At 72.8% G+C, this 26,714-nt stretch carries 31 protein-coding genes; 16 read left to right on the top strand and 15 right to left on the bottom strand.

Annotation, left to right across the window (positions count from 1 at the left end; translation table 11 throughout):
- Positions 1-63: 63 nt before the first annotated feature.
- The 3 genes from O7553_RS11980 to O7553_RS11975 all read left to right on the top strand — a co-directional run bounded on the left by O7553_RS11980 (position 64) and on the right by O7553_RS11975 (position 1,427).
- Entirely contained in the window at positions 64-651 is a 588-nt protein-coding gene (locus tag O7553_RS11980; protein WP_281554862.1) for a TetR/AcrR family transcriptional regulator, read from the top strand.
- Positions 652-735: 84 nt separating this feature from the next.
- Entirely contained in the window at positions 736-939 is a 204-nt protein-coding gene (locus tag O7553_RS30175) for a hypothetical protein (RefSeq protein ID WP_348650075.1), read from the top strand.
- A 2-nt stretch (positions 940-941) separates the two neighbouring features.
- A complete protein-coding gene (locus tag O7553_RS11975) occupies positions 942-1,427 on the top strand; it encodes a S1 family peptidase (protein ID WP_348650076.1) in 486 nt (161 codons plus the stop codon).
- A 31-nt stretch (positions 1,428-1,458) separates the two neighbouring features.
- On the opposite strand, the gene O7553_RS11970 is transcribed toward O7553_RS11975, so the two are convergent.
- Together O7553_RS11970 and O7553_RS11965 are read right to left on the bottom strand one after the other, a co-directional pair.
- Complete coding sequence (locus O7553_RS11970; protein WP_281554861.1) at positions 1,459-2,442, bottom strand: threonine/serine dehydratase; 984 nt, start codon at positions 2,440-2,442, stop codon at positions 1,459-1,461.
- A 59-nt stretch (positions 2,443-2,501) separates the two neighbouring features.
- Positions 2,502-2,822 carry a hypothetical protein gene (locus tag O7553_RS11965; protein WP_281554860.1) on the bottom strand — a complete coding sequence of 107 codons (321 nt, stop codon included), beginning with the start codon at positions 2,820-2,822 and terminating at the stop codon, positions 2,502-2,504.
- 182 nt (positions 2,823-3,004) lie between these two features.
- Between O7553_RS11965 and O7553_RS11960 the strand changes: the two genes are divergently transcribed.
- Positions 3,005-4,051, top strand: coding sequence for a S1 family peptidase (locus tag O7553_RS11960; RefSeq protein WP_281554859.1), 1,047 nt, complete (start codon positions 3,005-3,007; stop codon positions 4,049-4,051).
- A 35-nt stretch (positions 4,052-4,086) separates the two neighbouring features.
- Here O7553_RS11960 and O7553_RS11955 read toward each other — a convergent pair whose 3' ends face one another.
- Positions 4,087-6,810 (bottom strand): hsp70 family protein, encoded by a 2,724-nt coding sequence (locus O7553_RS11955; protein WP_281554858.1) that lies wholly within the window; start codon positions 6,808-6,810, stop codon positions 4,087-4,089.
- Positions 6,811-6,867: 57 nt separating this feature from the next.
- Entirely contained in the window at positions 6,868-7,278 is a 411-nt protein-coding gene (locus O7553_RS11950; protein ID WP_281554857.1) for a hypothetical protein, read from the bottom strand.
- A 185-nt stretch (positions 7,279-7,463) separates the two neighbouring features.
- On the opposite strand from O7553_RS11950, the gene O7553_RS11945 reads away from it, so the two are divergent.
- Positions 7,464-8,108, top strand: a complete 645-nt coding sequence (locus O7553_RS11945) for a thymidine kinase (RefSeq protein ID WP_281555584.1) — start codon at positions 7,464-7,466, stop codon at positions 8,106-8,108.
- Positions 8,109-8,117: 9 nt separating this feature from the next.
- On the opposite strand, the gene O7553_RS11940 is transcribed toward O7553_RS11945, so the two are convergent.
- Positions 8,118-9,128, bottom strand: coding sequence for a reductase (locus O7553_RS11940; RefSeq protein WP_281554856.1), 1,011 nt, complete (start codon positions 9,126-9,128; stop codon positions 8,118-8,120).
- 116 nt (positions 9,129-9,244) lie between these two features.
- Between O7553_RS11940 and O7553_RS11935 the strand changes: the two genes are divergently transcribed.
- Positions 9,245-11,059: an acyl-CoA dehydrogenase family protein gene (locus tag O7553_RS11935; protein ID WP_281554855.1), complete on the top strand. Its 1,815-nt coding sequence runs from the start codon at positions 9,245-9,247 to the stop codon at positions 11,057-11,059.
- A gap of 156 nt (positions 11,060-11,215) precedes the next feature.
- The gene (locus tag O7553_RS11930) at positions 11,216-12,220 is read left to right on the top strand and encodes a TerC/Alx family metal homeostasis membrane protein (RefSeq protein ID WP_281554854.1); all 1,005 of its coding nucleotides are present in this window, start codon (positions 11,216-11,218) and stop codon (positions 12,218-12,220) included.
- 22 nt (positions 12,221-12,242) lie between these two features.
- Here O7553_RS11930 and O7553_RS11925 read toward each other — a convergent pair whose 3' ends face one another.
- The 3 genes from O7553_RS11925 to O7553_RS11915 all read right to left on the bottom strand — a co-directional run bounded on the left by O7553_RS11925 (position 12,243) and on the right by O7553_RS11915 (position 14,748).
- Entirely contained in the window at positions 12,243-13,256 is a 1,014-nt protein-coding gene (locus tag O7553_RS11925) for a tyrosine-type recombinase/integrase (protein ID WP_281554853.1), read from the bottom strand.
- Positions 13,257-13,377: 121 nt separating this feature from the next.
- A complete protein-coding gene (locus O7553_RS11920) occupies positions 13,378-14,202 on the bottom strand; it encodes an SDR family oxidoreductase (protein ID WP_281554852.1) in 825 nt (274 codons plus the stop codon).
- Positions 14,203-14,322: 120 nt separating this feature from the next.
- Positions 14,323-14,748, bottom strand: a complete 426-nt coding sequence (locus tag O7553_RS11915; RefSeq protein WP_281554851.1) for an Hsp20/alpha crystallin family protein — start codon at positions 14,746-14,748, stop codon at positions 14,323-14,325.
- Between the two features lie 159 nt (positions 14,749-14,907).
- On the opposite strand from O7553_RS11915, the gene O7553_RS11910 reads away from it, so the two are divergent.
- Positions 14,908-15,390, top strand: a complete 483-nt coding sequence (locus O7553_RS11910; RefSeq protein WP_281554850.1) for an aminoglycoside phosphotransferase family protein — start codon at positions 14,908-14,910, stop codon at positions 15,388-15,390.
- 40 nt (positions 15,391-15,430) lie between these two features.
- Here O7553_RS11910 and tnpA read toward each other — a convergent pair whose 3' ends face one another.
- Positions 15,431-15,847, bottom strand: a complete 417-nt coding sequence (gene tnpA / locus O7553_RS11905; RefSeq protein WP_281554849.1) for an IS200/IS605 family transposase — start codon at positions 15,845-15,847, stop codon at positions 15,431-15,433.
- 25 nt (positions 15,848-15,872) lie between these two features.
- On the opposite strand from tnpA, the gene O7553_RS11900 reads away from it, so the two are divergent.
- The gene (locus O7553_RS11900; RefSeq protein WP_281554848.1) at positions 15,873-17,105 is read left to right on the top strand and encodes a transposase; all 1,233 of its coding nucleotides are present in this window, start codon (positions 15,873-15,875) and stop codon (positions 17,103-17,105) included.
- On the opposite strand, the gene O7553_RS11895 is transcribed toward O7553_RS11900, so the two are convergent.
- Together O7553_RS11895 and O7553_RS11890 are read right to left on the bottom strand one after the other, a co-directional pair.
- Positions 17,102-17,428 (bottom strand): hypothetical protein, encoded by a 327-nt coding sequence (locus O7553_RS11895; protein ID WP_281554847.1) that lies wholly within the window; start codon positions 17,426-17,428, stop codon positions 17,102-17,104. The two genes, O7553_RS11900 and O7553_RS11895, sit on opposite strands and share 4 nt — an antisense overlap.
- A gap of 43 nt (positions 17,429-17,471) precedes the next feature.
- On the bottom strand, positions 17,472-18,221 hold the full coding sequence (locus O7553_RS11890) for a MerR family transcriptional regulator (RefSeq protein ID WP_281554846.1): 750 nt from the start codon (positions 18,219-18,221) through the stop codon (positions 17,472-17,474).
- A gap of 57 nt (positions 18,222-18,278) precedes the next feature.
- On the opposite strand from O7553_RS11890, the gene O7553_RS11885 reads away from it, so the two are divergent.
- Positions 18,279-19,445, top strand: coding sequence for an erythromycin esterase family protein (locus O7553_RS11885; protein ID WP_281554845.1), 1,167 nt, complete (start codon positions 18,279-18,281; stop codon positions 19,443-19,445).
- A 25-nt stretch (positions 19,446-19,470) separates the two neighbouring features.
- Here the strand turns inward: O7553_RS11885 and O7553_RS11880 are convergent, their stop codons facing one another.
- Positions 19,471-19,941 carry a DUF6194 family protein gene (locus O7553_RS11880; protein WP_281554844.1) on the bottom strand — a complete coding sequence of 157 codons (471 nt, stop codon included), beginning with the start codon at positions 19,939-19,941 and terminating at the stop codon, positions 19,471-19,473.
- 86 nt (positions 19,942-20,027) lie between these two features.
- Between O7553_RS11880 and O7553_RS11875 the strand changes: the two genes are divergently transcribed.
- Together O7553_RS11875 and O7553_RS11870 are read left to right on the top strand one after the other, a co-directional pair.
- A complete protein-coding gene (locus tag O7553_RS11875) occupies positions 20,028-20,813 on the top strand; it encodes a MerR family transcriptional regulator (RefSeq protein ID WP_281554843.1) in 786 nt (261 codons plus the stop codon).
- Entirely contained in the window at positions 20,810-21,259 is a 450-nt protein-coding gene (locus O7553_RS11870) for a hypothetical protein (RefSeq protein ID WP_281554842.1), read from the top strand. Before O7553_RS11875 ends, O7553_RS11870 begins: the two co-directional genes overlap by 4 nt.
- Before the next feature lie 52 nt (positions 21,260-21,311).
- Here the strand turns inward: O7553_RS11870 and O7553_RS11865 are convergent, their stop codons facing one another.
- Entirely contained in the window at positions 21,312-22,091 is a 780-nt protein-coding gene (locus O7553_RS11865) for a class I SAM-dependent methyltransferase (RefSeq protein ID WP_281554841.1), read from the bottom strand.
- 271 nt (positions 22,092-22,362) lie between these two features.
- Here O7553_RS11865 and O7553_RS11860 point away from each other — a divergent pair, with 271 nt between their 5' ends.
- Both O7553_RS11860 and O7553_RS11855 read left to right on the top strand, forming a co-directional pair.
- Positions 22,363-22,692, top strand: a complete 330-nt coding sequence (locus O7553_RS11860) for a nucleoside triphosphate pyrophosphohydrolase family protein (protein ID WP_281554840.1) — start codon at positions 22,363-22,365, stop codon at positions 22,690-22,692.
- 37 nt (positions 22,693-22,729) lie between these two features.
- The gene (locus tag O7553_RS11855; protein WP_281554839.1) at positions 22,730-23,590 is read left to right on the top strand and encodes a hypothetical protein; all 861 of its coding nucleotides are present in this window, start codon (positions 22,730-22,732) and stop codon (positions 23,588-23,590) included.
- An 8-nt stretch (positions 23,591-23,598) separates the two neighbouring features.
- Here O7553_RS11855 and O7553_RS11850 read toward each other — a convergent pair whose 3' ends face one another.
- On the bottom strand, positions 23,599-24,195 hold the full coding sequence (locus tag O7553_RS11850) for a sugar O-acetyltransferase (RefSeq protein ID WP_348650077.1): 597 nt from the start codon (positions 24,193-24,195) through the stop codon (positions 23,599-23,601).
- 112 nt (positions 24,196-24,307) lie between these two features.
- Between O7553_RS11850 and O7553_RS11845 the strand changes: the two genes are divergently transcribed.
- Both O7553_RS11845 and O7553_RS11840 read left to right on the top strand, forming a co-directional pair.
- Positions 24,308-25,447, top strand: coding sequence for a serine/threonine protein kinase (locus O7553_RS11845; RefSeq protein ID WP_281554838.1), 1,140 nt, complete (start codon positions 24,308-24,310; stop codon positions 25,445-25,447).
- Between the two features lie 243 nt (positions 25,448-25,690).
- Positions 25,691-26,032 carry an RNA polymerase-binding protein RbpA gene (locus tag O7553_RS11840; RefSeq protein WP_123601539.1) on the top strand — a complete coding sequence of 114 codons (342 nt, stop codon included), beginning with the start codon at positions 25,691-25,693 and terminating at the stop codon, positions 26,030-26,032.
- A 104-nt stretch (positions 26,033-26,136) separates the two neighbouring features.
- Here O7553_RS11840 and O7553_RS11835 read toward each other — a convergent pair whose 3' ends face one another.
- Positions 26,137-26,688 (bottom strand): FxsA family protein, encoded by a 552-nt coding sequence (locus O7553_RS11835; protein ID WP_281554837.1) that lies wholly within the window; start codon positions 26,686-26,688, stop codon positions 26,137-26,139.
- Between the last annotated feature and the right edge of the window lie 26 nt (positions 26,689-26,714).

Genomic DNA, 26,714 nt, shown 5'->3' with positions numbered 1-26,714 from the left:
TTTTGCCTAAAGGTATTAGGCAAACGCATAATCAGTGTCGGTTCGACGGAGGAGGCGGTACGGATGGCGCGGGCCGGACTGAACGTGCAGCGGTTGACCACGGCCGGCGCGGAGCTGGCCGACGAGATCGGCTTCGACCAGGTGACCGTCTCCGCGCTGGCCCGCCGCGTCGGCGTCGCCGTGGCCAGCCTGTACGCGCACGTCCGCGGCTCCGACGACCTGAGGACCCGGATCGCCCTGCTCGCCCTGGCCGAGCTCGCCGACCGGGCCGCCGACGCCGTCGCCGGCCGGTCCGGCAGGGACGCGCTGGCCGGGCTCGCCGACGCCTACCGCGACTACGCCCGCGAGCACCCCGGCCGCTACGCCGCCGCCCGGCTGCGGCTCGACCCGGCCACCGCCGCAGCCAGCGCCGGCGGCCGGCACACCCGGCTGCTGCGCGCCGTGCTGCACGGCTACCGGATGCCCGAACAGGAACAGACCCACGCGGTACGGCTGATCGGCGCCACCATCCACGGCTACCTCGACCTGGCGGCCGCCGGCGGGTTCAGCCACAGCGACCCAGACCCGCAGGACAGCTGGCCCCGCATCCTGGACGCACTCGACGCGTCGCTGCGCCACTGGCCCGGCGCGCCGACGGATGTCGATGTGTAGGCAACCGCCTGGTGTATTAGCAACCCGGCTGACACGAGGATCGATCCATCCAGATCGGACGGATCGATTCCCGCAGGAGGACGCATGATCGTGCCACCCCTGTCGATCCGCCGGATCGGCGCGCGGCCGGCACCGTACTGGTCGGTGGTCTGCTGGCCAGCCCGGCGGCCGCTGCCGCCGGGCCCGCCCCCGAACTCGGCGGTGAGGCCGCCCTGGCGCTGGCCGACCGGCTGGGTGACCGGTCCGCCGGGGCGTACCGGGACGAGGTCACGGGTGACCTGGTGGTGACCGTGACCGATGAGACGGCCGCCCGGGTGGTCCGGGCCGCGGGTGGGGTGGCCCGGACCGTCGACGGAGTCGCCAACGCCGGCACCACGGTGGCCAGCAGCTTCCCCGGCAACGACTACGGCATGGTCCGCTGGGACAACCCCAACGCCAACCGGCCCGGCGCGGTCAACATGTACAACGGCAGCACCCGTGACATCAGTCGGGCCGGCAACCCGTACGTCGGGCAGGCGGTCGGTGCCAGCGGCAGTACCACCGGGCTGACCCGGGGGTCGGTGAACGCTGTGAATGTCACGGCGAACTACTCGGCCGGCGCGGTGAACGGGCTGTTCCGGACCAATCTGTGCACCGCCGGTGGTGACAGCGGCGGCGCGGTGTTCGCCCACAACACAGCCCTGGGCCTGCACTCCGGCGGAGTTGTCGGCGCGTGCATCTCCTTCCACCAGCCGGTGACCGAGGTGCTCGCGGCGTACAACGCCCGGGTGTACTGACCGGCACCGGTGACGGGCCCGGCCCGTCGGATCAGCCGGTCAGGTTGAACCGACGGGCCCAACCGGTCAGATCGGCGACGGTGACGTTGCCGCCGCAGACCACCAGGCCGAGCCGGACGTCCGGGCCGACCCGCTCGATCACCCGGCGGGCGGCCGGCAGCAGGCACCCGGCCGCTGGCTCCGCCCACACCTTGGCGTGCTCGGCCAGGTCCAGGCTGCCGCGCACCGCCTCCGCGTCCGACACCACCAGCACGTCGCTGACCAGTCCGGTGACGTGGTCGTAGGTCAGCTGCGACACCGTCGGCGCGCTCAACGTCGACACGATCGACGACAGTTTCACCGGCACGGGGCCGCCGTGCCCGCAGGCCTGCGCCATCGCCGACGCGCCGTCGGTCTCCACCCCCCAGACCCGGATGCCGGGCCGGCGGGCCCGCAGCGCGGCCGCCACCCCGGAGATCAACGCGCCGCCGCCGACGCTGACCAGCACGTCCGTCGGTGCCGTCCGGTCGTCGGCGAACGCGTCAGCCGCCAACTCCAGACCGACGGTGCCCTGCCCGGCGACCACCACGGGGTCGTCAAAGGGATGCACCATCGCCAGCCCGTCGGCCCGCAACCGCGCCGTCAGGTCGAACGCCTCGTCCATGGTGTCGACCACCCGCACCGTCGCCCCGGCGGCGATGGCGACCTCCACCGCCCGCTCCGGCGCGGAACGCGGCATCACCACCGTCGCCTTCACGTCCAGGGCCTGCGCCATCACCGCCACCGCGATGCCGTGGTTGCCGCCGCTGACCGCCACCACGCCGGCCGCCCGCTGCCCGTCGTCGAGGGTCAGCAGCTTCGCCGCCGCGCCCCGCGCCTTGAACGACCCGGTACGCTGCAGCAGCTCCAGCTTCGCCGTCACCGGTACGCCGAGCAGCCCGGACAGGCCGGGGCTGGGCACCGTCGGCGTCCGCACCACATGGTCGGCGATCCGCCGCGCCGCCGCCTCGATCTGCGCGACGTCAATGATCATCATGCCCTCCGGGTGCACTGGTCAGCAGCGCTACCAGTATGCCCACCGGTACGGCGACCCGTTCACCCGCGCCGGGCCACCTCGTTCAGCACCACTGCGGCGGTCAACAGCGCCGTCGAGCCGAGCAACGGGACATGCCCGGCCAGGCGGGACCGGATGTCACCACCGTCGTCCGCCTCCCGGCCACGCCGTTGCGGCGTCGACAACGCCCCCCACAGCACCACAGCGATCGAGGTGGCGCCCAGCCCCATGACCACCAGCGCGGTCCACCGCTGTCCCATGTTCAACTGCCGCGCGACGGCGAACACGGTGAGTCCGACCGCGACGGCCACGACCACGGCCGCCCCGGCGGCGAACAACGAGTCCCGGTCCGGTCGCGCCATGTCGCCATTGTGGCAGGTCCACTCGCCACGGCCCGGGGAGGCGGCACCGGTCAGCGTCGGGCACGTGGCCGGAAGTCGCCCACAAATGGGCAATGGCACGGTGTGCAGCGCCGCCGCCAGCGGCGATGATGATCGCCGTCCTGACCGGACATCTCACGTTCACCAGATCGCAGGAGGACTGTGTGAGGGATCTATCCACGCCGATCAGACAGATCGGCTCCGCGCTGGCCGCCACCGCCGTACTGGTCGGTGGTCTGCTGGCGAGTCCGGCGGCCGCTGCCGCCGGGCCCGCCCCCGAACTCGGCGGTGAGGCCGCCCTGGCGCTGGCCGACCGGCTGGGTGACCGGTCCGCCGGGGCGTACCGGGACGAGGTCACGGGTGACCTGGTGGTGACCGTGACCGATGAGACGGCCGCCCGGGTGGTCCGGGCCGCGGGTGGGGTGGCCCGGACCGTCGAGCGTGGTGCCGATGATCTGGCCCGGGTCACTGGTGCCCTGTCTCGGTCGGCGGCTGTGCCGGGGAGCAGTTGGTACGCCGACCCGGTCAGCAACCAGGTCGTGGTGTCCGTCGACGCGACCGTCACCGGTACCCGGCTGGCGCTGGTCGAGGCGGTCGCGGCCCGCTTCGGCGACGCGGTCCGCGTCGAACGCGTCGCCGGCACGGTGGAGACCACCGCCGCCGGCGGCGACCCGGTCTACTCCAACGGCCGCTGCTCGCTCGGGTTCAACGTGTACGACAGCGCCGGCCGGCCGGGATTCCTCACCGCCGGGCACTGCACCGAGTCGCGTACGCAGTGGATGGTCGACGGGGTCACCAACGCCGGCACCACGGTCGCCAGTAGCTTCCCCGGTGACGACTTCGGCCTGGTCCGCTGGGTCGACACCACCGTCAACCGGCCCGGGGCGGTCAATCTGTACGACGGGACGCTGCGGGACATCACCGGCGCCGGGAACCCGTATGTGGGGCAGACGGTCAGCAAGAGCGGCAGTACCACCGGGGTCACCACCGGCCCGGTCGTCGCAATCAACGTCACCGTCAACTACTCGGCGGGTCCGGTGACCGGGCTGTTCCAGACCAGCCTGTGCGCGGACAAGGGCGACAGCGGCGGCGCGGTGTTCGCCGGCAGCACCGCACTGGGTCTGCACTCGGGCAGCAACCGGGCCGAGTGCCGGGCCTACCACCAGCCGGTGGCCGAGGCGCTGTCGGCGTACGGGGTCAACGTCTACTGACCGTGGCCTGAGTGGGCGGCCCGACGGCCGCCCACTCAGCCGAGCCCGGTCACGGACAGCACCCGCACCTGATGGTCGGCGGTGACCACCGCGACGGTGTCGCCGCTGACCACCGCGTGTGTCACCCGGTTGTCCACCAGGTCAGTGCCGACGTCGACCGGTGCGGTCCGTCGACCGGTCGCCGCGTCCCACACGGACACCTGCGGCACGGCGGTCCTCGACGCCGTGTCGATGCGGTGGCCCAGCACCACCACCCAGCCGTCGGCCACCGCCGCCGCCGACCGGGTGTCGTCGGCGGCGGTGATCTCCCCGCCGTCCTCGTCGAGCAGGCAGAAGTCGTCAACTGTGTCGAACGTCTGGTCACCGAAGACGAGCCCGGCCGGCGCCGCGTACCAGTTGTCCTCGAATCCGAACTCACTTGTGCGGTTCCACTTCTCGTCGCCGGTGCCGATGTCGACGGCGATCGTGCGGTACGTGCCGCCGTCGACCGCCGCGCACACCAGTCGCTCCCCGCACGGTTTGACCAGTTCGATGGTGTCACCGGCCGGCAGCGGCACCTCCCACGCGCGGGTGAAACCGTCGAGGTCGTACGCGGCCAGCACAGCCCGTCCCGGCGACGCGCCGTCGGACAGCCGGCCGATCGCGAGTCCTTCGTAGACGGTCCACGCGTCGTGGTCCAGCGGCAGGTCGCCGCTGGCGATCGGGTCGCCGTCGCCGGTGTCCAGCACGAACCCCCGGCCGCTGCCCTCACTCAGCTCGACGACACGGCCCGGCTCGGCGTACCGGTTGTCCCGCAGCCCGTACCCGGCGGGCGGCAGCACCCCGGCGTCCTCGACACCTTCCGTGCCGGTCCACCGGGTCGCCGCCCGGATCCGGGACGCGTCGAGGACCAGCAGGTCATCGTCGGGGGCCTCGCGTCGCCACCGCTGCTCCCCAGTGGTCAGGTCGATCCGGGCGACCGCGTTGTCAAAAATGCCGTCCTTGATCTCGACGATCACGTCGGTGCCCAGCCGGACCACGTCGGTAAGGTCCTGCCAGCTGCGTTTCCACCGCACCGTGCCGTCGGCGGCGTCGAGCACGACCCGCATGTCGTCGCCGCCGTCGGTCGCCGAGTCTGCGGCGTCGACGATGAGCAGCCCACCGGCGGCGGTGAGCCGCACCTGCGTCGGTTCGACGTCCACCGTGGCGGTCCAGGCCGGGTCGCCGCCGCCGGCCGGTACCGCGGTGACGGTGGTGCCGCCGACGGCGACCGCCGCGTACACGGCGAGGTCACCGGCGACGGTGACCGTCGACCCGCCGGTGCCGGCGGGCAACGTCACCTGGTGGATCTCGGTCAGGCCGCCCGCGGTGTCCCCCGTCCCGCCGCCGTCGTCGTCGTCGCCGAGCAGGCCACCGAACAGGTTGGTGTCACGGGGCCCGCTACCGTCGCCGGTGAACTGGTCGAGCAGCCAACCGTTGGTCAGGCCGATCCCGGCGGCCAGCGTCACCGCCACGGCGCCGGCGACCGCCGCGACCACCCGGCCGCGACGCCGCCGACGTGCTGGCGGCGACGGCAGATCGCCGCCAGCCGCCGGTGTGGTGGGTCCGGGCACCGGTGGGCCTGGCTGCGCAAGGTACGGCGCGGTCGGGCCCGGCCCGGTCGGAGCGGCGGTCGACGGCGCCGCGACATCCGTCGACGGCGTGTGGTGCAGCGCACCGTACGCCACCGGCAGCTCCGGCTGCTCCGGCACCGACGGGGCGACCCCGAGTCGGGCGTGCAACCGGCTGGCGACCAGCGGCATCCGGCTGGCCCCACCGACCAGCAGCAGCGCGGCCAGCCGCGCTGGGGCGACCCCGGCCAGCTGCAGCACCCGGCGGGTCTCGTCGACCGCCCGGTCGACCAGCGGCCCGGCGACGCGGTCCAGCTCCTCCCGGGTCAGATGCATCGGATCGTCGCGCCCGGGCACCGCCACCGGCGCCGCCGAGGCCCGCGACAGCATCTCCTTCGCGGCCCGCACCTCGGACCAGAAAGCGAGCCGGTCACGGCGGTCGGCGCCGGTCACCGGCCGGCTGAGCCGCTGCCACAGCTGCGGGTCGCGGACCGCGACCAGGTGGCCAAGGTGGGCGACCAGCGCCTCGTCGATGTCGAGCCCGCCGAGGTCGTCAAGCCCGCCGGTGGCCAGCACCCGCAGCCCGCCGGCTCCACCTACCGCAGGCTCGTTGCGGACCACCGCCACGTCGAGGGTGCCGCCGCCGAAGTCGAACACGGCCAGCGTGCCACCCGGCGGTACCTGCCGGCCCAGCACCCGGACACAGTAGGTGGCGGCCGCGATCGGCTCGTCGAGCAGCCGCACCGGGCCCAGCCCGGCCGCCGTGGCGGCCGCGCGCAGCAGGTCCCGACGCGGGGCGCCCCAGTCGGCGGGGCAGGTCAGCACGGTGCCGCCGGCCGGATGCACACCGGCGGTCGCGGCCTCGGCGGCGACCCGGCGCAGGGTCACCGCCAGCAGCTGGGTGACCGGCAGCTCCCGGTCACCCAGCAGCACCGAGCCGTCGTCGACGCGCCGTTTCGGGTGCGGCTCGAACCGGTGTGGCTCCCCGGCGGCCAACCGCTGCGCGTCACGTCCGCTGTGGACGCCACCGGCGGCGTCGATACAGACCCCGGAGGCCAGCAGCGGAGTGCCGTCGAACAGCAGCGGCCGGGGTGGCTCGTCGCCACGGCGGACCACCGCGACGGTGTGTGTGGTGCCCAGGTCGACGGCGAGCCGTACCGGTCCGTTCACGGTCCTGATGTCCTCTCCCGGGATTGCGCCGGCGTGCGTACGCCGCCGGCGGGGATGCTATCGGCCGGCCGCCACCGTCGTGTCGGCGCCGAGCTGCTTCAACACCCGGGTACGCAGCGTCTCGTACTGTTCGCGGCAGCGGCGCGGCGGACCGTCCGGCCGGTCGACGACCGTACCGCTGCTGATCCGCTCGTGCGGGCCGAACTGGTCGCGGGTCAGGTCGATCTCGACCACGCCGAGCCGGTTCCACCAGTGCTGGCCGGTCCGTCGCCCGCCGGCGCTGACCTCCCCGACCAGCAGCTCACCGCCGAGCAGGTCGTGCAGCACCAGCGCGGTGACGCCGCACTGGCCGCGGGCCGGGTTGCCGGCGTGCCAGTCGGCCAGGTCGGCGGGATCGCAGGTGTCGGCGGACCAGGCGGTACGGATGACACGTTCGATGTGGGTGAGGGTCCAGGTGCGGGGGAACATGGCGGCAGATCCTGCCACAGTGGTCCGACATCGCCGCCCGGCCCGGGTCGACCCGACAACGCCGCCTGACCCGACATCGCGACCCGGGCCGCCGGTGCCGGCGGTAACGGCTAGTAAGCTGCCCGGTCGTGACCGACGACAGTCAGCCGAGGACGGCCGGGCCGGGCGGCGGCGACCAGTCCGCGTTGGCGACCGCCTGCCTGGCCGCCGGGGACGGGCGGCTGCGGCACGGGGCGGCGTTGAAGTTCTTCTGGGGTCCGATGGACTGCGGCAAGTCGACGCTGGCCCTGCAGATGGACCACAACCACGCCCGGCAGGGCCGCCGGGGTCTGGTGCTGACCCGCAACGACCGGTCGATGGGGCCGCAGGTGACCACCCGGATCGGGTTGGCCCACTCGGCGATCGAGGTCACCGACGACCTGGACCTGGTGGCGCTGGTGCGCGGCCGGTGGGCGGACGGCACCCGGGTCGACTATCTGATCTGCGACGAGGCGTGTTTCTACACCGTCGACCAGGTCGGGCAGATGGCCGACCTGGTCGACGGCTACGACGTCGACGTGTTCGCGTTCGGGCTGGCCAGTGACTTCCGGTCGGTGCTGTTCCCGGCGGCGCAGCGGCTGTTCGAGATCGCCGACGAGGTGTGCCGTATCCAGGTCGAGGTGCTCTGCTGGTGCGGCCGGCAGGGCCTGCTCAACGCCCGCGTGGTCGACGGTGTGGTGGCCCGCCACGGCGAGCAGGTGGTGATCGGTGACACCGTCGACCACTCCGAGGTGCGGTACCAGGTGCTGTGCCGGCGGCACCACCGCACCGGTGACCTCGGCCCCGGCTAGCCGACCCCGTCAACTGGCGGACGGATCCGGTTCGGCGGCGGCGAGCAGCGCGGCCTCCTGACCTGTGTCGAGCCCCAGCGGCGGCAGGTCGGTCCGCAGCGCCGGACGATGGTCCACGCCGGCCAGCCAGGCCCAGGTGTCGGCCACCGTCTCGGCCGCCGGCCGGCAGCGCAGCCCGGTGGCCAGTGCCCGGGACACGTCGCCGTGGTGCAGCGCGTCGTGCAGCTCACCCGGGGGCAGCCAGATCGGCAGCTCCGTCCAGGGCGCGACACCGGCGGCGGCCACCACCGCCGGGTCGACCCAGCGTAGCCGGGTGGACGCCCCGGTCACGTCGACGCAGTGGGTCAGCAGCTCGCCCATCGTGGTGTGGCCGCGCGGGCTGACCACGTTGACCGGCCCGCCGACACCGGCGGCGGCCGCGTCGAGCAGCCAGGCCGCCAGGTCCCGGGCGTCGACGTACTGCAGCGGCAGGTCGGGCGGCCCGGGGGCGGGCACGTCGCCGCCCCGGGCGACGCGGTGCAGCCACCACGGCAGCCGACCGACGTCCTCGTACGGGCCGAGGATCAGCCCGGCCCGGGCCAGCAGCGTCCGGTCACCGAAGGCGGCGACCGCGGCGAGTTCACCGCCGCGTTTGGCGCGGGCGTAGGTGACGTCGCCGCCGTCGTCGGCGTCGGCGTCGACCAGCGGCCCGGTCTCGTCGAGCCCGGCCGGCGGCGGGTACGCGTACACCGAGCGGCTCGACACGTACGTGTAGTGCCCGACCCGGTCGCGTAGCAGCCGGGCCGCGTCGCGGACCACCGACGGCGCGCCGGCCCAGGTGTCGACGGCCAGGTCCCAGTCACCGGTGCGCAGCGCGGCGAGACCGTCGGCGACCGTCCGGTCGCCGACGAGCACCTGCGCGCCGGCCGGCGCCGGCCGGTGGCCGCGGTGCAGCAGGGTGACCGCCCAGCCGCGGGCCAGCGCGTCCTCGACGACGCACCGGCCGACGAACCCGGTGCCGCCCAGCATCAGCAGTCGCATACCACCACTGTGCCGTCCGGCCCGACGACGCGGAAGACCGTCACGCTGCCAGCGAAACCCACCACAGGTTACCGTCGGGTAGTAACGGCTGTGCGTGGCGAGGAGGATCGATCATCGTGGACCGGTACGTCCAACCTGTGCCCGCCCCCGGCGACCCGTACCGCACCGACTGGCTGCTCGACCGGTGGCTGCGCCGCCGGATCGACCCGGCCGCGCACACCGCCGCCCGGCCCCGGCTGGCCGCCCTCGCCGCCGACGTCACCGGCCCGCTGCGGGCCGCGCACACCGACGCCGAGCAGCACCCGCCCCGGCTGGTCCGCTACGACCCGTGGGGCCGGCGCGTCGACCGGGTCGACACCTGTGCCGGCTGGCAGCGGCTACGGGCCGCCGCCGCCCGGCACGCCCTGGTCGCGCTGCCGTACCGCGCCGACACCCGCGCCGCCTTCGGCCCGGACGCCCGGGTGGTGCAGCACGCCCTGCTGCACCTGTACGCGCCGGAGTCGGCGACGTTCTCCTGCCCGGTGGCGATGGCCGACGGGGCCGCCGCGCTGCTGCGCCACCCCGACGTCGACCCGGCGGTCCGCGACACCTGGCTGCCCCGGCTCACCGCCACCGACCCCGCCGCCGCGATCACCAGCGGCCAGTGGATGACCGAAGCCCAGGGCGGCTCCGACCTGTCCGGGTCGACCACCGTGGCGCGCCCCGACGACGACGGCGGCGACGGTTGGCGGCTGACCGGCGAGAAGTGGTTCTGCTCCGCGATCGACTCGGCGGTCGCGGTCGCCCTGGCCCGCCCGGTCGGCGCCGTCGGCGGCAGCCGCACGCTCGTGCCGTTCCTGGTGCCCCGCTACGCCGCCGACTCGCCGCTGGCCGCCGCCGGCACCGACCCGCACGCACCCGCCCCCGGCGTGCGGGTGCACCGGCTCAAGGACAAGCTCGGCACCCGGGCGCTGCCCACCGCCGAGGTCGGCCTGCGCGACGCGTACGCGCTGCCGCTGGGCGACCCCGCACGGCCCGGCCTGGCCCGGGCGATGACCCTGGTGGTGGTGACCCGGCTGCACAACGCCTCCGCTGCGGCCAGCGGGATGCGCCGCGGTCTGGCGTACGCGCACGCCTACGCCACCGCCCGCCGGGTCGCCGGCGGCCGGCTGGTCGACTCCCCGGCGCACCGTGGCCTGCTCGGCACCCTCGCCGTCGACGCCGCCGGCGCGTTCGTCCTCGCCGGCCACGTGTTCGACCTGCTCGGACAGGTCGAGGCCGGCGTCGCCGGCCGGTCGACACCCGGCGGACCGGACGCCACCGCCGAGGTGGACCCGGCGGCCGAACTGCGGCTGGCCGCACCGCTGGCGAAGCTCGCCACCGGCCGGCTCGCGGTCGCCGCCGCCAGCGAGTACGTCGAATGTTTCGGCGGCGCTGGTTACGTCGAGGACACCGGCGCGCCCCGGCTGCTGCGTGACGCCCAGGTGCTGCCGATCTGGGAGGGCACCACCACGGTGTTGGCGTTGGACGCGCTGCGGGCGGTGACCCGCGAAAAGGCCGCCGGGCCGCTGCTGGCCCGGGTCGACCGGGCGGCCGCCACCGCCGCCGACCCCGAGGTGGCCGCGGCGCTCACCGACGCCGCCGGGCGGCTGCGTACGGACCTGGCCCGGGTCGCGGCCGACCCGGGTGGGGCCGACACGGCAGCCGGCGCGCGCCCGCTGGCGCTGCGGACGGCGTACACGTTGGCCGCCGCGCTGCTCGTCGACCTGGCCGACGGGCCCGGTCGCGGCACCGACGCGGCGGGTTCCGACGACACCGCCGCCGGAGCGGCGGGTTCCGACGAGACCGACGCCGCCCAGGTGGCGGCCCGGCTGTGGACCCGACGCTGGCTGGTCGGCACCGACATCGCCGCCGACGCCCACCGGCACCTGGAACTGCTCAGCCGGACCTGAGTCCCGTCGCCCGGGCGGGCCGGCGGCCATGAGCAACCGAGCCTGCGCGTCCGCGCATCACCCGGCGGCCGGGCATCGTAGCGCAACGTCCCGGATTGTCCACCAATGCCGTGTGTCGGCGCGCGCGACGCCGCCGACAGGTGCACGATCTCTGACATGGGTTCGCTGGAGATCGGCCCGGGCGTGTGGGCCGTCACGCTCGTCGTCATCATCGCGTTGCTCGCCCTCGACCTGGCGGTAGCGGCGATCCGACCGCACGCCGTCGGGTTCGGTGAGGCGGTCGCCTGGTCGGTGTTCTACGTCGCGGTCGCCGTCGTGTTCGGCCTGGTGTTCATGGCCTGGGCCGGCGGCGACTACGGCACCGAGTACTTCGCCGGCTACCTGGTGGAGAAGAGCCTGTCCGTCGACAACCTGTTCGTCTTCGTCATCATCATCAGCACCTTCGCCGTTCCCGAGGAGCACCAGCACAAGGTGCTCACCTTCGGCATCATCGCCGCGCTGGTCATGCGGGCGATCTTCATCGCCGCCGGCGCCACCCTGCTGAACCTGTTTTCCTTCATGTTCCTGGTCTTCGGCCTGCTGCTGATCTTCACCGCCGTGCAGCTGTTCCGGCACCGCAACGAGGACCCGCAGGTCGACGACAACGTGCTGGTCCGCGCCACCCGCCGGGTGCTGCCGGTGACACCTGACTACGTCGACGGGCGGCTCGTCACCCGCCTCGACGGTCGCCGTGTCGTCACCCCACTGTTCATCGTGCTGGTCGCGATCGGCAGCACCGACCTGCTGTTCGCCCTCGACTCGATCCCCGCCGTGTTCGGTGTCACCCAGCAGCCGTACATCGTCTTCGTCGCCAACGCCTTCGCCCTGATCGGGCTGCGGGCCCTGTTCTTCCTGGTGAAAGGCCTGCTGGACCGGCTGGTCTACCTGTCCACCGGGTTGGCGCTGGTACTGGCGCTGATCGGCGTCAAGCTGGTGCTGCACTGGGGCCACACCCTCGACGACCGGGTCCCCGAGGTGCAGACCCCGGTGTCGCTGGGGCTGATCCTGGTGATCCTCACCGTCACCGTCGTCGCCAGCCTGGTCAAGGTCCACCGCGACCCGACCGCCCGCGCCCACGCCGGTTCGCTGCGCGGCCACGACGACCAGCAGCGGCAACGGTGACCTGCCGGATCCGGTGAGACGCTCAGCCGGACCTGGCGACGCGGGCGGCCCGCGCCGCCGCGATCCGGTACGCCGGGTCCCGGTCCAGGTTGTACCGGTCCCGGTCGTACCGACGGGTGGTCCGCGGATCGGCGTGACCCATCGCGTCCTGCACGTCCTCCAGCGGCACCCCTTCGGCGCGGGCGGTGGTGGCGAACGCATGCCGCAGCGAGTGCGGCGACAGCCGGTCCCACGCCGGCAGACCGGCGGCCCGGGCCAGCCGCCGGACCAGCCGGAACACGGCGTGCCGGTCCAGCCGCGCGCCGCTGGCGGTGGCCAGCAGCGGGCCGTCGAGCGCATCGGCCGCGACACCGGCGGCGCGGGCCCGGACTGCCAGGTACGCGTCGAGCACCGCCGCCGTGTCCGGCGCCAGCGCCCGGCGGCGGGCCCGGCCGCCCTTGCCGACGAACCGGACGCTGCGGTGCCCCCGCTCGTCGCCGACGTCGGCGACGTCGAGGCTGACCAGTTCACCGACACGCAGCCCCAGGTCGGCCAGCAACGCCAGCACGGCGAGGTTGCGCGCACCGCTCGCCCCGGTGTCGGCGCGGGCCGCCGCGAACAACGCGTCGACCTGGTCGGGGCTCAACCCGACGGTCGCCGAATGGTCCCGGTCGATCCGCGGCCGGTCCGCGTCGGTCACCGGGTTGGCCGGTACCGCCCGCAGCCGCACCAGGAACGCGTACCAGCTGGACATGGCGGACAGTTTGCGGGCCACCGTCGCCGGGGTCAGCAGCCGGCCGCTGCGCGGATCGACGGTGGCCTCCAACGTCCGGGCGTAGGCGTTGACGTCCAGGAACGACGCCTGCAGCGGGTCGAGCCCGGTGGCGGTGCACCACGACAACCAGCCGGTCACGTCCCGGCGGTAGGCGGCCCGGGTGTGCTCGGACAGCCGACGGTTACGCAGCCACGCCTCGGTGAAGTCGACCGGGGCGGTGGCGGCGGGCAGGCCGCGGTCGGCCGGCCGGGGGACGAGACCGGGGGTGGTGGGGCGACGCATCGCAGCAGGATGCCAAAGCCGGCGTCACCGACGACGCCGAAACGCCGTACGTGATCTTTCCGCGCTGTTCGTGACCTCGGCCGGCCGGCCAACGGCGGCCGCGACCTGCGGTGCGGCGCGGTCAGGACATCCGGACGATCTGGCCGGTCACGTAACGGGCCTGGTGCGAGGCCAGCAGGGTGACGACCTCGGCGACGTCCTCCGGGCGGGCGATACGGCTCAGCGGACTCGAACCGGTGATCCGCTTCTCCACCTCCGGCGTCACCCAGCCGGTGTCGGTGACCGGCGGCTGCACAATGTTCGCGGTCACTCCGTACGGGGCGAGTTCGGCGGCGGCCGACATGGTGTAGTTCTCCTGTGCGGCCTTGGCCGCCCCGTACGACACCTCCTCGGGAAAGCCGTGCGGGCCGCCGGAGGTCAATCCGACGATCCGCCCCCAGCTGGCCTTGCGGGCCAGGTGCCGGCGGGCGAACTCGGCGATCAGCAGCGCCGGTGCGCGGGCGTCGACGGCGAACTGGCGGTCGAAGGTGCCGGCGTCGACGTGGGTCAACGGCCGGCCGAACCGGTCCCGGCTGTCCGGCCGGAACGTGTCGCTGAGCCAGCCGCTGGCGTTGTTGACCAGGATGTCGACCGGGCCGAACGAGGCCGCCGCCTCGTCGAACAGCCGAGCCGGGGTGGCCGGGTCCGCCAGGTCGGCCTCCACGGCCACCGCTTTGCCGCCGGCGGCGACGATCCGGTCGACGACGCTGCGTGCGTCCTGGGCACGGACCTGCCCGTACTGGGCGGGAAACGACGGATCGTCGGCGTAGGAGGACGGGTCCATCCGCAGGTACGCGGCGAGCACCGCGGCGCCCTGGGTGGCCAGGGCGAGCGCGATCGCCGCGCCGATGCCCTGGTTCGCGCCGGTCACGATCGCGACGTGCCCGGTCAACCGGGGGTCGATCATCTTCCCAGGATGCCCGGCCGGCGACACCGGCGCGAGGCGTTTGCCGGCTTGTCCCCCGCCGGACACGACGGGTCCCCGCCCGGTGCGCTCCGGCGCCGGGCGGGGACCCGGTGGTGGGTTTCAGTTGCTGAGCTGCCGGCGGCCGTCGTCGCCGACACTGATCGAGACCCGGCGCGGCTTGGCGCGCTCCGCCACCGGGATCCGCAGGGTCAGCACGCCGGCCTCGTAGCCGGCCTCCAGCTTGTCGGTGTCGAGGGTGTCGCCGAGGAACAGTTGCCGGGTGAAGGTGCCCATCGGTCGTTCGGCGGCGACGAGTTCGATCTTGTCGCCGGTGGGGCGGTGGCGCTGGGCACGCACCGTCAGCACGTTGCGTTCCACGGTGCACTCGATGCTGTCCGGGTCGACGCCGGGCAGGTCGAACGCGGCGTAGAACCAGTCGCCGTCACGGTAGGCGTCCAGGTGCATGACGGCCGGACGGGTGGTGGTGCCGAAGAACTGCTCGGCGATCCGGTCGATCTCCCGGAACGGGTCGGTGCGCATCAACATTGTCGGACCTCCTCACGGGTGCGGGCTTCTCACTCCCTCAAGTTGAGCCCCGCAGACTCAACTTACTTATAGCTATAGCGCGCAACCCTGAGAGCGTCAAGTCGTCCCGTACGCGGGACAAACCGGTCGACCGGACCCGCTGGCGCGTGGACCCCCGCTGTGCACGCCTTCCTCGCCCACCTGCACGACGCCGGGTTCGGCGGCGCACCCCGACCGCTCGGCGTCGACGCCGCCGGCCGCGAGGTGCTGACCTACCTGCCCGGAACGGTCCCCTGGCCGGACCGGTTCGACCTGCTCGGCCCAGACGCGGCCCTGCGCCGGGTCGGCCGCCTCGTACGCGACCTGCACGACGCGGCCGCCAGCTTCACCCCACCACCGGGTGCCGTCTGGCGGCGGCTCATCCCACCCGACGGCACCGATCTGGTCCTCCACCACGACCTCGCGCCCTGGAACCTGGTCGTCGGCGACCGCTGGGCCTTCATCGACTGGGACACCGCCGCGCCGGGCACCCGGCTGTGGGACCTCGCCTACGCGGCCAAGGCGTTCGTGCCGCTGACCGCCGACCCCGCCTGGCAGCGCCCCGACGCCGCCCGCCGGCTACCGGAATGCGGGCCAGTGCTCCGGCCTTCAGGCCGGGGGTGAAGGCCCGCGCTGGGAGGGCCGCCAGGGCCCGAGCAGTGCTCTAACCTGGCCGGTTCTGCTGCTCGATGTACTGCGTCACGATGCTCAGTGGCGCGCCGCCGACGGAGCCGGCGAAGTACGAGCCCGACCAGAGTTTGTTGGCCCGGTGGTAGTGGCGGGCGAGTTCGGGGAACTCCTGCCGCGGGTGGCGCGACGGGACGCCCTTGAGTGAGTTGACCAGGCGGGAAACGGCGACTTTGGGTGGGTGGTCGACCAGCAGGTGGACGTGGTTGTCCTCGCCGTTGAACTCGACCAGCTCGGCCTCGAAGTCGCGGCACACGTCCCGCATGATCTGTTCCATCCGGGTCAGGTGCCGGTCGGCGAACACCGGGTGCCGGAACTTCGTCACGAAAACCAAATGGACATGCATCGCGAAGACACAGTGCCTGCCGGTACGGATACCCTCACCTTCTGCCATAGATCAACATGATATCGTGTGGTTCGTGCAGCTCCGGTACCAGTTCCGGGTCTACCCGACACCCGGCCAGCAGATCGCGCTGGCGAAGGCGTTCGGATGCGCCCGGGTGGTGTTCAACGACGGGCTGCGCGCACGGCGGACCGCCCACGAGCAGGGCCTGCCGTACATCTCGGACGCCGAACTGTCCAAGCGGGTCATCACGCGGGCCAAGGCGACTCCGGAACGGGCGTGGCTGGGTGAGGTGTCGGCCGTGGTGTTGCAGCAGGCCCTCGCGGACCTCAACACCGCCTACCGCAACTTCTTCCACTCCGTGTCGGGCAGGCGTAAAGGCAGCATGGTGGCGCCGCCGAGGTTCCGGTCCCGTAAGGACAACCGGCAGGCGATCCGTTTCACCCGTAACTCCCGGTTCACGGTGCTGGACAACGGTCGTCTGCGGCTGCCGAGGATCGGCGACCTGGCGGTGCGCTGGTCCCGGTCGTTGCCGTCGGACCCGTCGTCCGTGACGGTCATCCGGGACGCCGCCGGGCGGTACTTCGCCTCGTTCGTCGTGCGGACCAGCGAGGACGAGCCGCTGCCCGAGGTGGACGCCGAGGTGGGGATCGATCTGGGGCTGACGCACTTCGCGGTCATGTCGGACGGCACGAAGGTGGCCGCGCCGAGGTTCCTGCGCCGCGCGGCCCGCAAGCTCAAACGGCTGCAACAGGCCCTGTCGCGTAAACAGCGGGGCAGCAACCGCCGTGGGAAGGCCGTCGTGAAGGTCGCCAGGGCGCACGCCCGGGTGGCCGACACCCGGCGGGACTGGCAGCACAAGCTGTCCACGACGATCATCCGTGAGAATCAAGCGGTGTACGTCGAGGACCTGTGTGTCGTCGGTCTCGGCCGGACCCGGCTGGCGAAGTCGGTGCACGACGCCGGATGGTCGTCGTTCGTCGCCATGCTGGAGTACAAGGCGGCGAGATACGGGCGTACGTTCGCCCGGGTGGACCGGTGGCTCCCGTCCACCCGGATGTGCTCGGACTGCGGGCGCGTCAACGACAGGATGGCGTTGGACGTGCGGTCGTGGGTGTGTCCGTGTGGCGGTCACCACGACCGGGATGTCAACGCGGCGATCAACATCAAGGCCGCCGGGCAGGCGGACGTCAACGACCGTGGAGCGCGGGTAGGACCGGGACCCGTCCCGGCACCGCGCGGTGAAACGGTAACCCGCCAGAACGCTGCGCGTGTCACGCGCGGCGTGGCTGGAATCGCCGCCGTTTAGGGCGGCGAGGATGTCAATACGGTGCCGGCATCACCGTGGTCGCCCCGTACGCGGGTGTCTCCGGCGCCTGGTTCGGCACCACCCACCACTGCGGCCTCCGTCGCCACCAGCAGCGGCGGCGGCGTCGGAACCTCGGCCAGTACCTCGCCGCCGCCGGTCTGCACATCCACCGCCCGCCGGGCGATGGCCATCTGACGGCCCAGCAACCGCGCGTACCCCCAGGACGGCCGCTGCTCGGTGGCCCGGCCGGCGAACCAGGAGAAGTCCCAGCCCGCCACCGGCACCGCCGAAGCCTCGGCGATCAGCTCGTCGAACGTCGACACCGGACGAGTCTGACCCGCACCGGGCGACCCGGGCCACCGAGAATCAGTCCGGCCCACCCGCAGCCGACCCGGCTGACGCCGCCGCCCGGACACGCAGAAAGGCGTCCAGTTCGGCGGCGCCGGCGAGCATCGCCCGACCCCGCGCGGACAACCGGTCCCGCCAGACACGCAGCGTCGACTCCAGCGGGGCGACGCCACCAGCGGTACGGACCTGTGTGATCAACGGCGCGATCTGCGCCAGCAGATGGCCACCCCGGCGCAACTGGTGGATCAGCATCACGTCGCGCACGTCGGCGGCGTCGTAGACCCGGTACCCGGTCCGCCGGTCCCGGCCCGGCCGGACCAGATTGGCGGCCTCCCAGGCGCGTAGGGTGGCCGGGCGCAGACCGAGCCGGGCCGCCAACGGGCCGATGAACGTCCCGCCACGCTCGGGCGCGACCGGCGCCAGATCACGCAGCGCTGCCTCGACCGCCTGCACGGTACGCCGGTCGTCGACCAACTGGCAGTGGCTGTCGTCGACGAGCCGCAGCGCGTCGTCGACGGCACCCCGGTTCACCGCCCGCATGATCGATGTCGCCGTGGCGTGACCGTGCCCGGCGACCAACGCGAGGAACGCCCGCAGCGCCTGCGCGTGCACCGGCGTGTAGACCCGGTAACCCGCGGCGGTCCGCGCAGCCGCCGGCAGGACACCGGCCTGCTCGTAGTTGCGCACCGCCTGAGGGGACAGACCATGCTCCCGCGCCAGGTCCACCGGCCGCACAGCTACCTCACTGTTTGAAAGTTGACGAGGCATCCCAGCGCCAAACGCACACAAACCTTACACCGTTGTTTCAACGATACCGTTGAAGGAATGGATATCACGGACACCGCCCGTCCAGCCGACGCTGCGGGCATCTCGGCATTCCTGCGGTCGCTGCCCGCCCGACCCCTGCTGCTCGGCCTCGGCGAGGCCCGGCACTTCGTGGAGGAACTGGGCCAGCTGCGCAACGACATCTTCCGACACCTCGTCGCACACGAGGGCTACCGGTCGATCGCCGTCGAAAGCGACTGCCTGATGGGCCTCGTGGTCGACGAGTACGTCACGGCGGGCACCGGCACCCTCGACGACGTCATGCGCCACGGCTTCAGCCACCAGTTCGGCACCTCACCGGCCAACCGAGACCTGGTCAGCTGGATGCGGGCCTACAACACCGACCACGACGACAAACTACGGTTCCACGGCTTCGACGGCCCCCTGGAGTACTGGGCGGCCAGCCCACGCCAGGCACTCACCGGCCTGCACGACCTGCTCGACGACCCGCCGCCCGGCACCCGCGACACCCTCGACTCGCTGCTCGGCCCGGACGACCGCTGGTCCGACCCGGCCACCGTCACCGACCCGTCCCGGTCGATCGGCCGGTCCGCCGACGCCCAGCAGCTCCGGCTGATCACCGACGACCTGCTGGCGCTGCTCGACACCCAGGCGCCGCAGCTGGACCCCGCCGACCGCGAACGGGCCGAACTGTACGGGCGTACCGCCGTCGGCCTGCTCCGCTACCACCACGCGATGGCCGACCCGTCCCCCGCCCGAATCGCCCGGCTGTCGGCGCTACGGGACGCGATGATGGCCGCCAACCTGCGGGCCGTCGCCGACCACGGCCCCGCTCTGGTCTTCGCCCACAACCTGCACCTGCAGCGCAACCGCAGCGTCATGTCGCTCGGCGACCAGCAGCTGCGGATGTGGAGCGCGGGTGCGATCACCGCGGCCCGCCTCGGCGACCGGTACGCCTACCTGGCCTCCGCCCTCGGCACCCTCGGCGACGACACACCACCGCCGGACACCGTCGAAGGTGCCCTCGCCACGCTGCCGTGGGACACTTGCCTCGTCGACGCCCGCCGACTGGCCCGGACCCTCACCGCAGCCGTCCCACGGGTCAGCCCCGACTTCGCCTACTTCCCGCTGGACCCGGCGCAGCTCGACACGGTCGACAGCGTCGTGTTCGTCAACCACGTCCCGCGACCGGGCACACCGCGGTGACAGCGGGTGGGCGCACGCCCACCCGCTAACTCCTGCCGTCCCGTCGTCGGTGGTGTGCGCCGGCGCGACGGTGTGCCGCGCGCAGCAGGTCACGCACCACGGCGTCGGTGCGTGGACCGGGGTCGACCACCGCCAGCCAGCCGCCGGCACCGTACACGGGATGGGCGAACACGGTGTCGGCGGCGGCCGGATCGACCCCGGCCGGGGCGGCCCCGCGAGCCTCGTGCCCGGCGTGCCGCAGAAAATCGTCGCGTCCGACGGCGACGTTGAGCCGGAACACACCCGGCCGGTCCAGGCGCGACGTCGCGTCGCCCGGGTAGTCCTTGGTGACGATCGTGGCGAACGGCTGCCGCCGGGTCGGGACCGTGCCGTCGGGCGAGACGTAGAAGAACGTGTCGCCCCAGCTGATCGGCGGTGTCCCGTCGCCGGACGCCGGTCTGAGGGTCAGTACGTCGCCGAGGCCGGCGACGAACGCGATGATCTCGTCCTGGGTCATACCTGAAGCGTTACATTGCAGTGCTTATGGAGACTTCACGATCCCGAGCACAGGTATCCGAAACGGAAGGTCTCCACTCGACTCGAATGCGCACCGTCGACGTCGCCCGGCGGGCCGGGTACGGCGTTCAGCAGATCCGAAACCTGGAACGCGACGGCATCCTGCCGCCGGCGGCCCGTACCGCCACCGGACACCGGGTCTTCGGGGAACTGCACCTGCAGTCGGCGCTGGCCTACCGGGCCCTGGCTGCGGCGACCGGACCGGCCGAGGCCCGCAGGATCGTCCAGGCCGCCCACCGCCGCCCGGCCGACGGGATGCTCGCCCTGCTCGACGCCGCCCACTCCCGGCTGCACACCGAACGCGCCGACCTGCGACAGGCCCAGCTGGCGGCCCGGGCCATCACCGCCGAACCCATCGACGACGTACGCGGCTGCGACGCGATGAGCATCTCCGAGCTGGCCACGGCGCTCGGCGTACGCCCGTCGACGCTGCGGCACTGGCACGCCGAAGGCCTCGTCGTGCCCGACCGCGACCGGGCGGGCGGACCCCGCCGGTACACTCCGGCCCAGGTCCGCGACGCCCGCGTCGCGCACCAGCTGCGTCAGGCCGGCTACCGGGTCGCGCCGCTACGGGCCCTGATGCCGCGACTGCGCTCCGCCGGGCGGTCGGCCGACATCACCGCCGCGTTGGCGGTCCGCGACGCCGACCTCACCGGCCGGTCCCGGGCCCTGCTCGACGCCGCCGCCGCACTGGCCACCGTGCTCGCGCTCACCGCCGCCCCGGACCACGCCCCGTCGGTCGACCGGTCGGGTCCGGCCGGCCGACTACCATCGGTGTCGCCGCGACATGCACGTTCCGGGAGCAGCCGATGACCGTCGACGCCACGCTCGCCCGCATCAACGACGGGGTGCAGCTGCACCACCAGCGCAGTCAACGGGACGCCGCCCGTGACCTGTTCGCGCGGATCTGGGACGAGATCGGCGGGCAGGACGGGGATCCGCTGCACGTCTGCGTCCTCGCCCACGCGATGGCCGACGTGCAGGACGACGTGCACCAGGAACTGCGCTGGGACCAGCGGGCCCTGGCTGCGGCCGACCTGCTCACCGACACCCGGGTGGCGCAGGCCGGGGTGGCCGGCCTGTACCCGTCGCTGCACCTCAACCTCGGCGAGTGTCACCGCAAGCTCGGTGACCTCGACCGGGCCCGGGAACACCTGCGGTACGCGCAGGCGGGCGTCGACGCCCTGGGTGACGACGAGTACGCCCGGCTGATCAGAGCCGGCCTGGACCAGCTGACGCAGCTGCTGGCGTCCGGGTAGGAGCACCAGCTTACGGACGCCATCGAAGAACGTGACCGGATTACCGTTGAAATCACTCCGCGCGCTGACCGATACGCAGGACACTCAGGTACCGGCGTGCCGCTCGGTCGCCCATGCGGCTACGGATGCGCTCGGCGATGGCGTCGAGCAGCGGCTCGCGGACGTCGTGGTCGAGCCTGCGGTACGGCGACTGCGAGCGCAGGAGGTCGGCGAACCCGTCGCCGTCGAACCACTGGACGGTGGGGTACCAGCGCACGATCGTGGGGCCGAACAGGCTGCCGGGATCGTCGACCAGTCCCCAGCCCTCGTCGGTGCTGCGCACGTCGCCCTCAATCGGCGGACGGCCCCAGTCGGGATTGCCGGGGGAGAACAGTTCGTGGAGATCGGCGGTCTCGGCGTACACCTCCGGCTCGCCGGGCCGGCGGATGACGACGTGGCCGAGCAGCGCCATCCAGCCCCCGGGGTGGAGCACCTCGCGTGCTCGCCGCCAACCGATCGCAGGATCGACCCAGTGCCACGCTGAAGCTGCCACGAGGAGGTCGAAGCGTCGACCGCGGTCGTCCCACTCCTCGAACGTCGACGACTCGACGGTGACGTTGCCGAAGGTAGCGAGCCGTCGGCGAGCAAGCGCGGCCATACCCGCGCCCGGCTCGATGGCGGTCACCGAACACCCGAGCGCCGCCAGCGAACGCGTCGCCTGACCGGTACCGCAGCCCACCTCAAGCACAGGCGACCTCTCACCTAGGCCGGTGATGGTGACGAGGTCGGCGAACAACGGGGCGGGGTACCCCGGCCGGACCCTGTCGTACAGCTCCGGCACCTCGTTGAACACTTGACCGAGGCCACGTCGATCCGCGCCTGCCACCGCACCACCCTCGCCGAGACCGTCGCCGACGTGCCGATTCTGACCGACGGGCGCCCGCCACACGAGCTGACGCCAGACCAGAAACGTCCGGGCACCACATAACTGTCATTATGGTGTAGTGCTTGTCGGCGCCCGAGGCTCCGCTTGGATTATTGGATAGCCGTTTCCGATAATCCGATAATCCGGCGACAGGGTGCGGAGCGGCGCGGGCGAGCGTGAACCGCCATACTGGTCCGCCATGGACCTGGACGACTACCAGCGCGGCGCCCTGCGCACCGCCACGCCACGCGACAAGAACAACGAACTGCTCCACCTGGTACTCGGACTCGTCGGCGAGTCCGGCGAAATCGCCGAGAAGTTCAAGAAATGGGTCCGAGACCACGACAGCGACGAGTCCAGACTCGACCGGGCCGACATCGCCAAGGAACTCGGCGACGTCCTGTGGTACGTGGCGACCCTCGCCGCCTACCTCGACCTGTCACTCAACGACATCGCGACCGGCAACCTGGCCAAGCTGGCCAGCCGCCAGAACCGTGGCGTACTCGGTGGCAGCGGCGACAACCGCTGACCCGGCCCGTCCACCGTCCGGGCCGTACGATCAACGCATGGTCACCCGGCTGGCATGGGTCTCCGCCCACGAGGCACGCGGACACGACGAGGACGAACCGCTGGCCCTGCCGGCGCTACGGCAGGCCGGCCTCGCCGTCGACGTGGTGGTGTGGAACGACCCTGCGGTGCGGTGGGCCGACTACGACCGGGCCGTCCTGCGCTCGACCTGGGACTACCCGCAACGGCTCGGACAGTTCCTCACCTGGCTGGAAACCGTCGAACAGGTGACGGATCTGCGTAATCCGCTACCGATGCTGCGGTGGAACCTGGACAAGCACTACCTCGCTGACCTCGACCGGGCCGGGGTACCCGTCACACCGACCACGTTCGTGGAGCCGGGGCACCGTCCACACTTCCCCGCCGGCGACTTCGTGGTGAAACCGGCCGTCGGCGCGGGAAGCCGGCACGTCGCCTCGTACCGGCCGGCACAGCACGACGAGGCGTACGCCCACGTCCGCAGACTGCACGCCGCCGGCACCAGCGTGCTGGTCCAGCCACGACTCACCTCGGTGGCCGACGACGGAGAATGGCCCCTCGTCTTCTTCACCGGCAGGTTCAGCCACGCCGCGAACAAACGGGTCCTGTTGCCCCACACCGACCCGATCGACGACCTGTTCGCGCCGGAAACCAGCACGCCACATGTCGCCGACCCGGAACTGATCGCCGTAGCGCGCAAAGCCGTCGACACCGTCACCGACTCGTTCGGCGTCCCGCTCTACGCCCGGGTCGACCTCGTCCGCGACGACCACGGCCAGCCGTGCGTGCTGGAACTGGAACTGGTGGAGCCCTCCCTGTTCCTGCCCCAGACCACACCGGCCGCGCTCGAGCGTCTCGTCGACGCCCTGCAGGCCGACTGACGCCCGCGTCACCCTCCGCCGGTCCGGTCGCCCGGCAGATCCCGCACCACCCGCGCCGGGTTGCCGACCGCGAGCACCCCGGCCGGCAGGCTCCGGGTCACCACCGACCCCGCACCGACCACCGTGTCCCTGCCGATCTCCACCCCGGGCAGCACGATCACCCCGCCGCCCAGCCACACGTTGTCGCCGATCCGGACCGGCTCCGCGGACTCCCACTTGTCCCGGCGTGCACCGGCCGCGAGCGGATGAGTCGGCGTCAACACCTGCACGTTGCAGCCGATCTGCACATCGTCACCGACGCTGATGGCCGCCGCATCCAACGCCACCAGCCCGAAGTTGACGAAGGTACGGGACCCGACGCTGATGTGAACGCCGTAGTCGACCCACAGCGGAGGCCGTACCTCGGTATCCTCCCCCACCTCGGCGAACAGTTCGACGAGCAGTGCCCGGCGCCGCTCACCGTCACGCGCCGACGTGCGGTTGTACTCCTCAGTCAGATCCATCGCCCGCAGCGACATCTCGACCAGCTCCGGATCGTCGGCACGGTACAGGTCACCAGCGACCATCCGTTCCCGCATCGACCGCCCAACACCGCCAGAACCCACCAGCCGACCGTACGCCGCACAGCCGGAACACACCCCGCGAAGCAGCCGAAGTCAGACCTGCGGCCACCACGACGGCGGTACGCGTCAGACCGGCAACTACACTTCGGCGGCGATGGACACCCCGCCGCCGGACACCGATACCGCAACCCGGCCCTGCGCACACTGCGGCGCACCCGTACCGCAACGGGCAGCCGCCGGCCGCCCCTTCCGGTACTGCCGCGACAACGACGGAGCCTGCCAACGCGCCTCCCGCGCCAACCGGATGCGCCGCCGCGACGCCCCTGGTCTCGCCGGCCAGATCGCCCGCAGCTGGGAACTCGTCGACCGCCTCGACCAGATGGTCGGCACCCTCACCGAGACACTGCACGCCGAACTCTCCCCAGCCGGCGTCGACCGTCGCGTCGCCGAAGTCCGGGCCGAAGCCGCCGCCACCCTCGCCGCCGCCCAGGCCGAACGCGACGACGCGCGGCAGCTCGCCGAAGCCGCCACGACAGCCGCCACCCAGGCACAACAGGCCGCCGCGCAGGCCGCCGCCCGCGCCGAAACCGCCGAGGCACGCGCCGGAACCGCGACCGTCGAAGCCGCGGCGGCCCGCCAGCAGGCCGCGCAGGCACGGACGGAACAGGCCGCCGCGCAGCAGCGGGCTGCTGCCGCCGCCGCACTGCTGCGGCAGGCCGAACACGACCGCGACACCGTCCGTGAACAACTGCAACAACTGACCCGGCAACACGACGACGACCGGCGCGTCATCGACGAACTCACCCGGGAGGCGGCAGCCGCCACCGCCGCAGCGGCCGACGCCAGCGAAGCCGCACGCACCGCCGACGACCACCGCCGGCAGGCCGACATCCGCGCCGACCGGGCGGGCGCGCAAGCCGAAGCCGCCCGGGCCGACGCCGCTCAGGCGCGCACAGACGCCGCCGCCGCAGGTGAAGAGCTGCACCGGGCCCGCGCCGACATCGACCAGTGGCAGCGGCGCGCCGATGCGGCGCGACACCATGCCGACACCGCCCGCGTTGACGCCGACACCGCCCGGGCGGAGACCGCAGCCGCCGTCGCCCGCGCCGAACAGGCCCGACACACCGCGACGGAACTCGCCGCCACGCTCGACACCGCCCGGGCCGAACGTGACAACGCCCAGAACCGGGTCACGGAACTGTCCCGTCAGGTCAGCGACCTCGCCACGGCGCTGGCAGCGCTCAGCACCGCCCAGCGGCCGGTCGACAAGCCACCGGCGGCGCCGGCACAGTGACCTACATCGCATCAACATCGTCACCGATGTGCCAGACTTCGTTAACGCCGTGTTTCACCCCGGCGGCGACGGCGTCCGCGCACCAGTGACACGGCAGCAACGAGCATCGGCCGGATACGCTCGCACACGTCCGGGCGCGGGCCCTGCCGCTACCAGGCAGCGTCCGCTGACAGCGGGAATCGCCCGCCCCGGGCACATCGTTACACCTGAAGACCAGCACCACGACCGAGGGGATAGCCGATCATGGGCGAGCGCATGCTGCGCGGAAGCCGTCTGGGAGCAGTCAGCTACGAGTCCGACCGCAACACGGAACTCGCGCCGCGCCAGACCCGCGAGTACCTCTGCGCCAAAGGCCACCAGTTCGAGGTCCCGTTCGCCGTCGACGCGGAGGTGCCGGTGACCTGGGAATGCAAGTTCGACGGCAGCGTCGCCCGGCTGGTCGACGGCAGCGAACCGGAGCAGAAGAAGGCCAAGCCGCCACGCACCCACTGGGACATGCTCCTGGAACGGCGGTCGATCGCCGAACTGGAAGACATCCTGGCCGAACGTCTGCAGGAGGTCCGCAACCGGCGCGGCGGCGTCTGACCCACCCGCCCCCGCCGACCGGCGGGCAGACCAGACACCCGACGCCCCTGATGCCGTACGCCGGCGTCAGGGGCATCGTCACGCTCCCGCCCCGCGTTGCCCGCTCACCGCGGCGGGTCGACGATCTCCCCTTCGATCGTCGGACCACCCGCAGCGGTTTGCTGCGCGGAACCGTCCACAGACCCCGCCGGCGGCGAACCGGACGCCGACGGCGACGGCGGCGGCGGCGGCGGCGGATACACCCGCACCCGGCGCGGCCCGAACATCTCCGCCGCCGCCGCCGACGACATCCGCCGCTCCGCAGCGACCTGAACCCGCCGCCGCACCACCCGCCGCACCTGCGGCACCGCCAACACACCACCGAACACGCCACTGACCAGCCCCGGCGACGCCAACAACACACCAGCGACCAACCCGAGCAGACCATCACTGACCTGCTCGCCGGGTGGGCGACCGGACTGCGCCGCCGCCCGGAAACTCCGCCAGGCGCGCGTCCCTTCCCGACGCAGCAGCGCCATACCTGCCAGGGAAGCGGCCAGCACCAACAGCAACGCCCACCCGTAGCCGATCTGATGGGCGATCAGCAGGAAAACGGCGACCTCCAGCACCAGACCGGCCGCCAACGCCAACGGGATCAACCGCACTCCCCGGCGCATGTCACCTCCTGCGAACGTGGCGTCAC

Origin of the sequence: Solwaraspora sp. WMMA2059 (assembly GCF_027497315.1) — a bacterium.
GTDB lineage: Bacteria > Actinomycetota > Actinomycetes > Mycobacteriales > Micromonosporaceae > Micromonospora_E.
The sequence above is the reverse complement of the archived record's forward strand: the minus strand, read 5'-3'. Positions and strand labels throughout refer to the sequence as shown.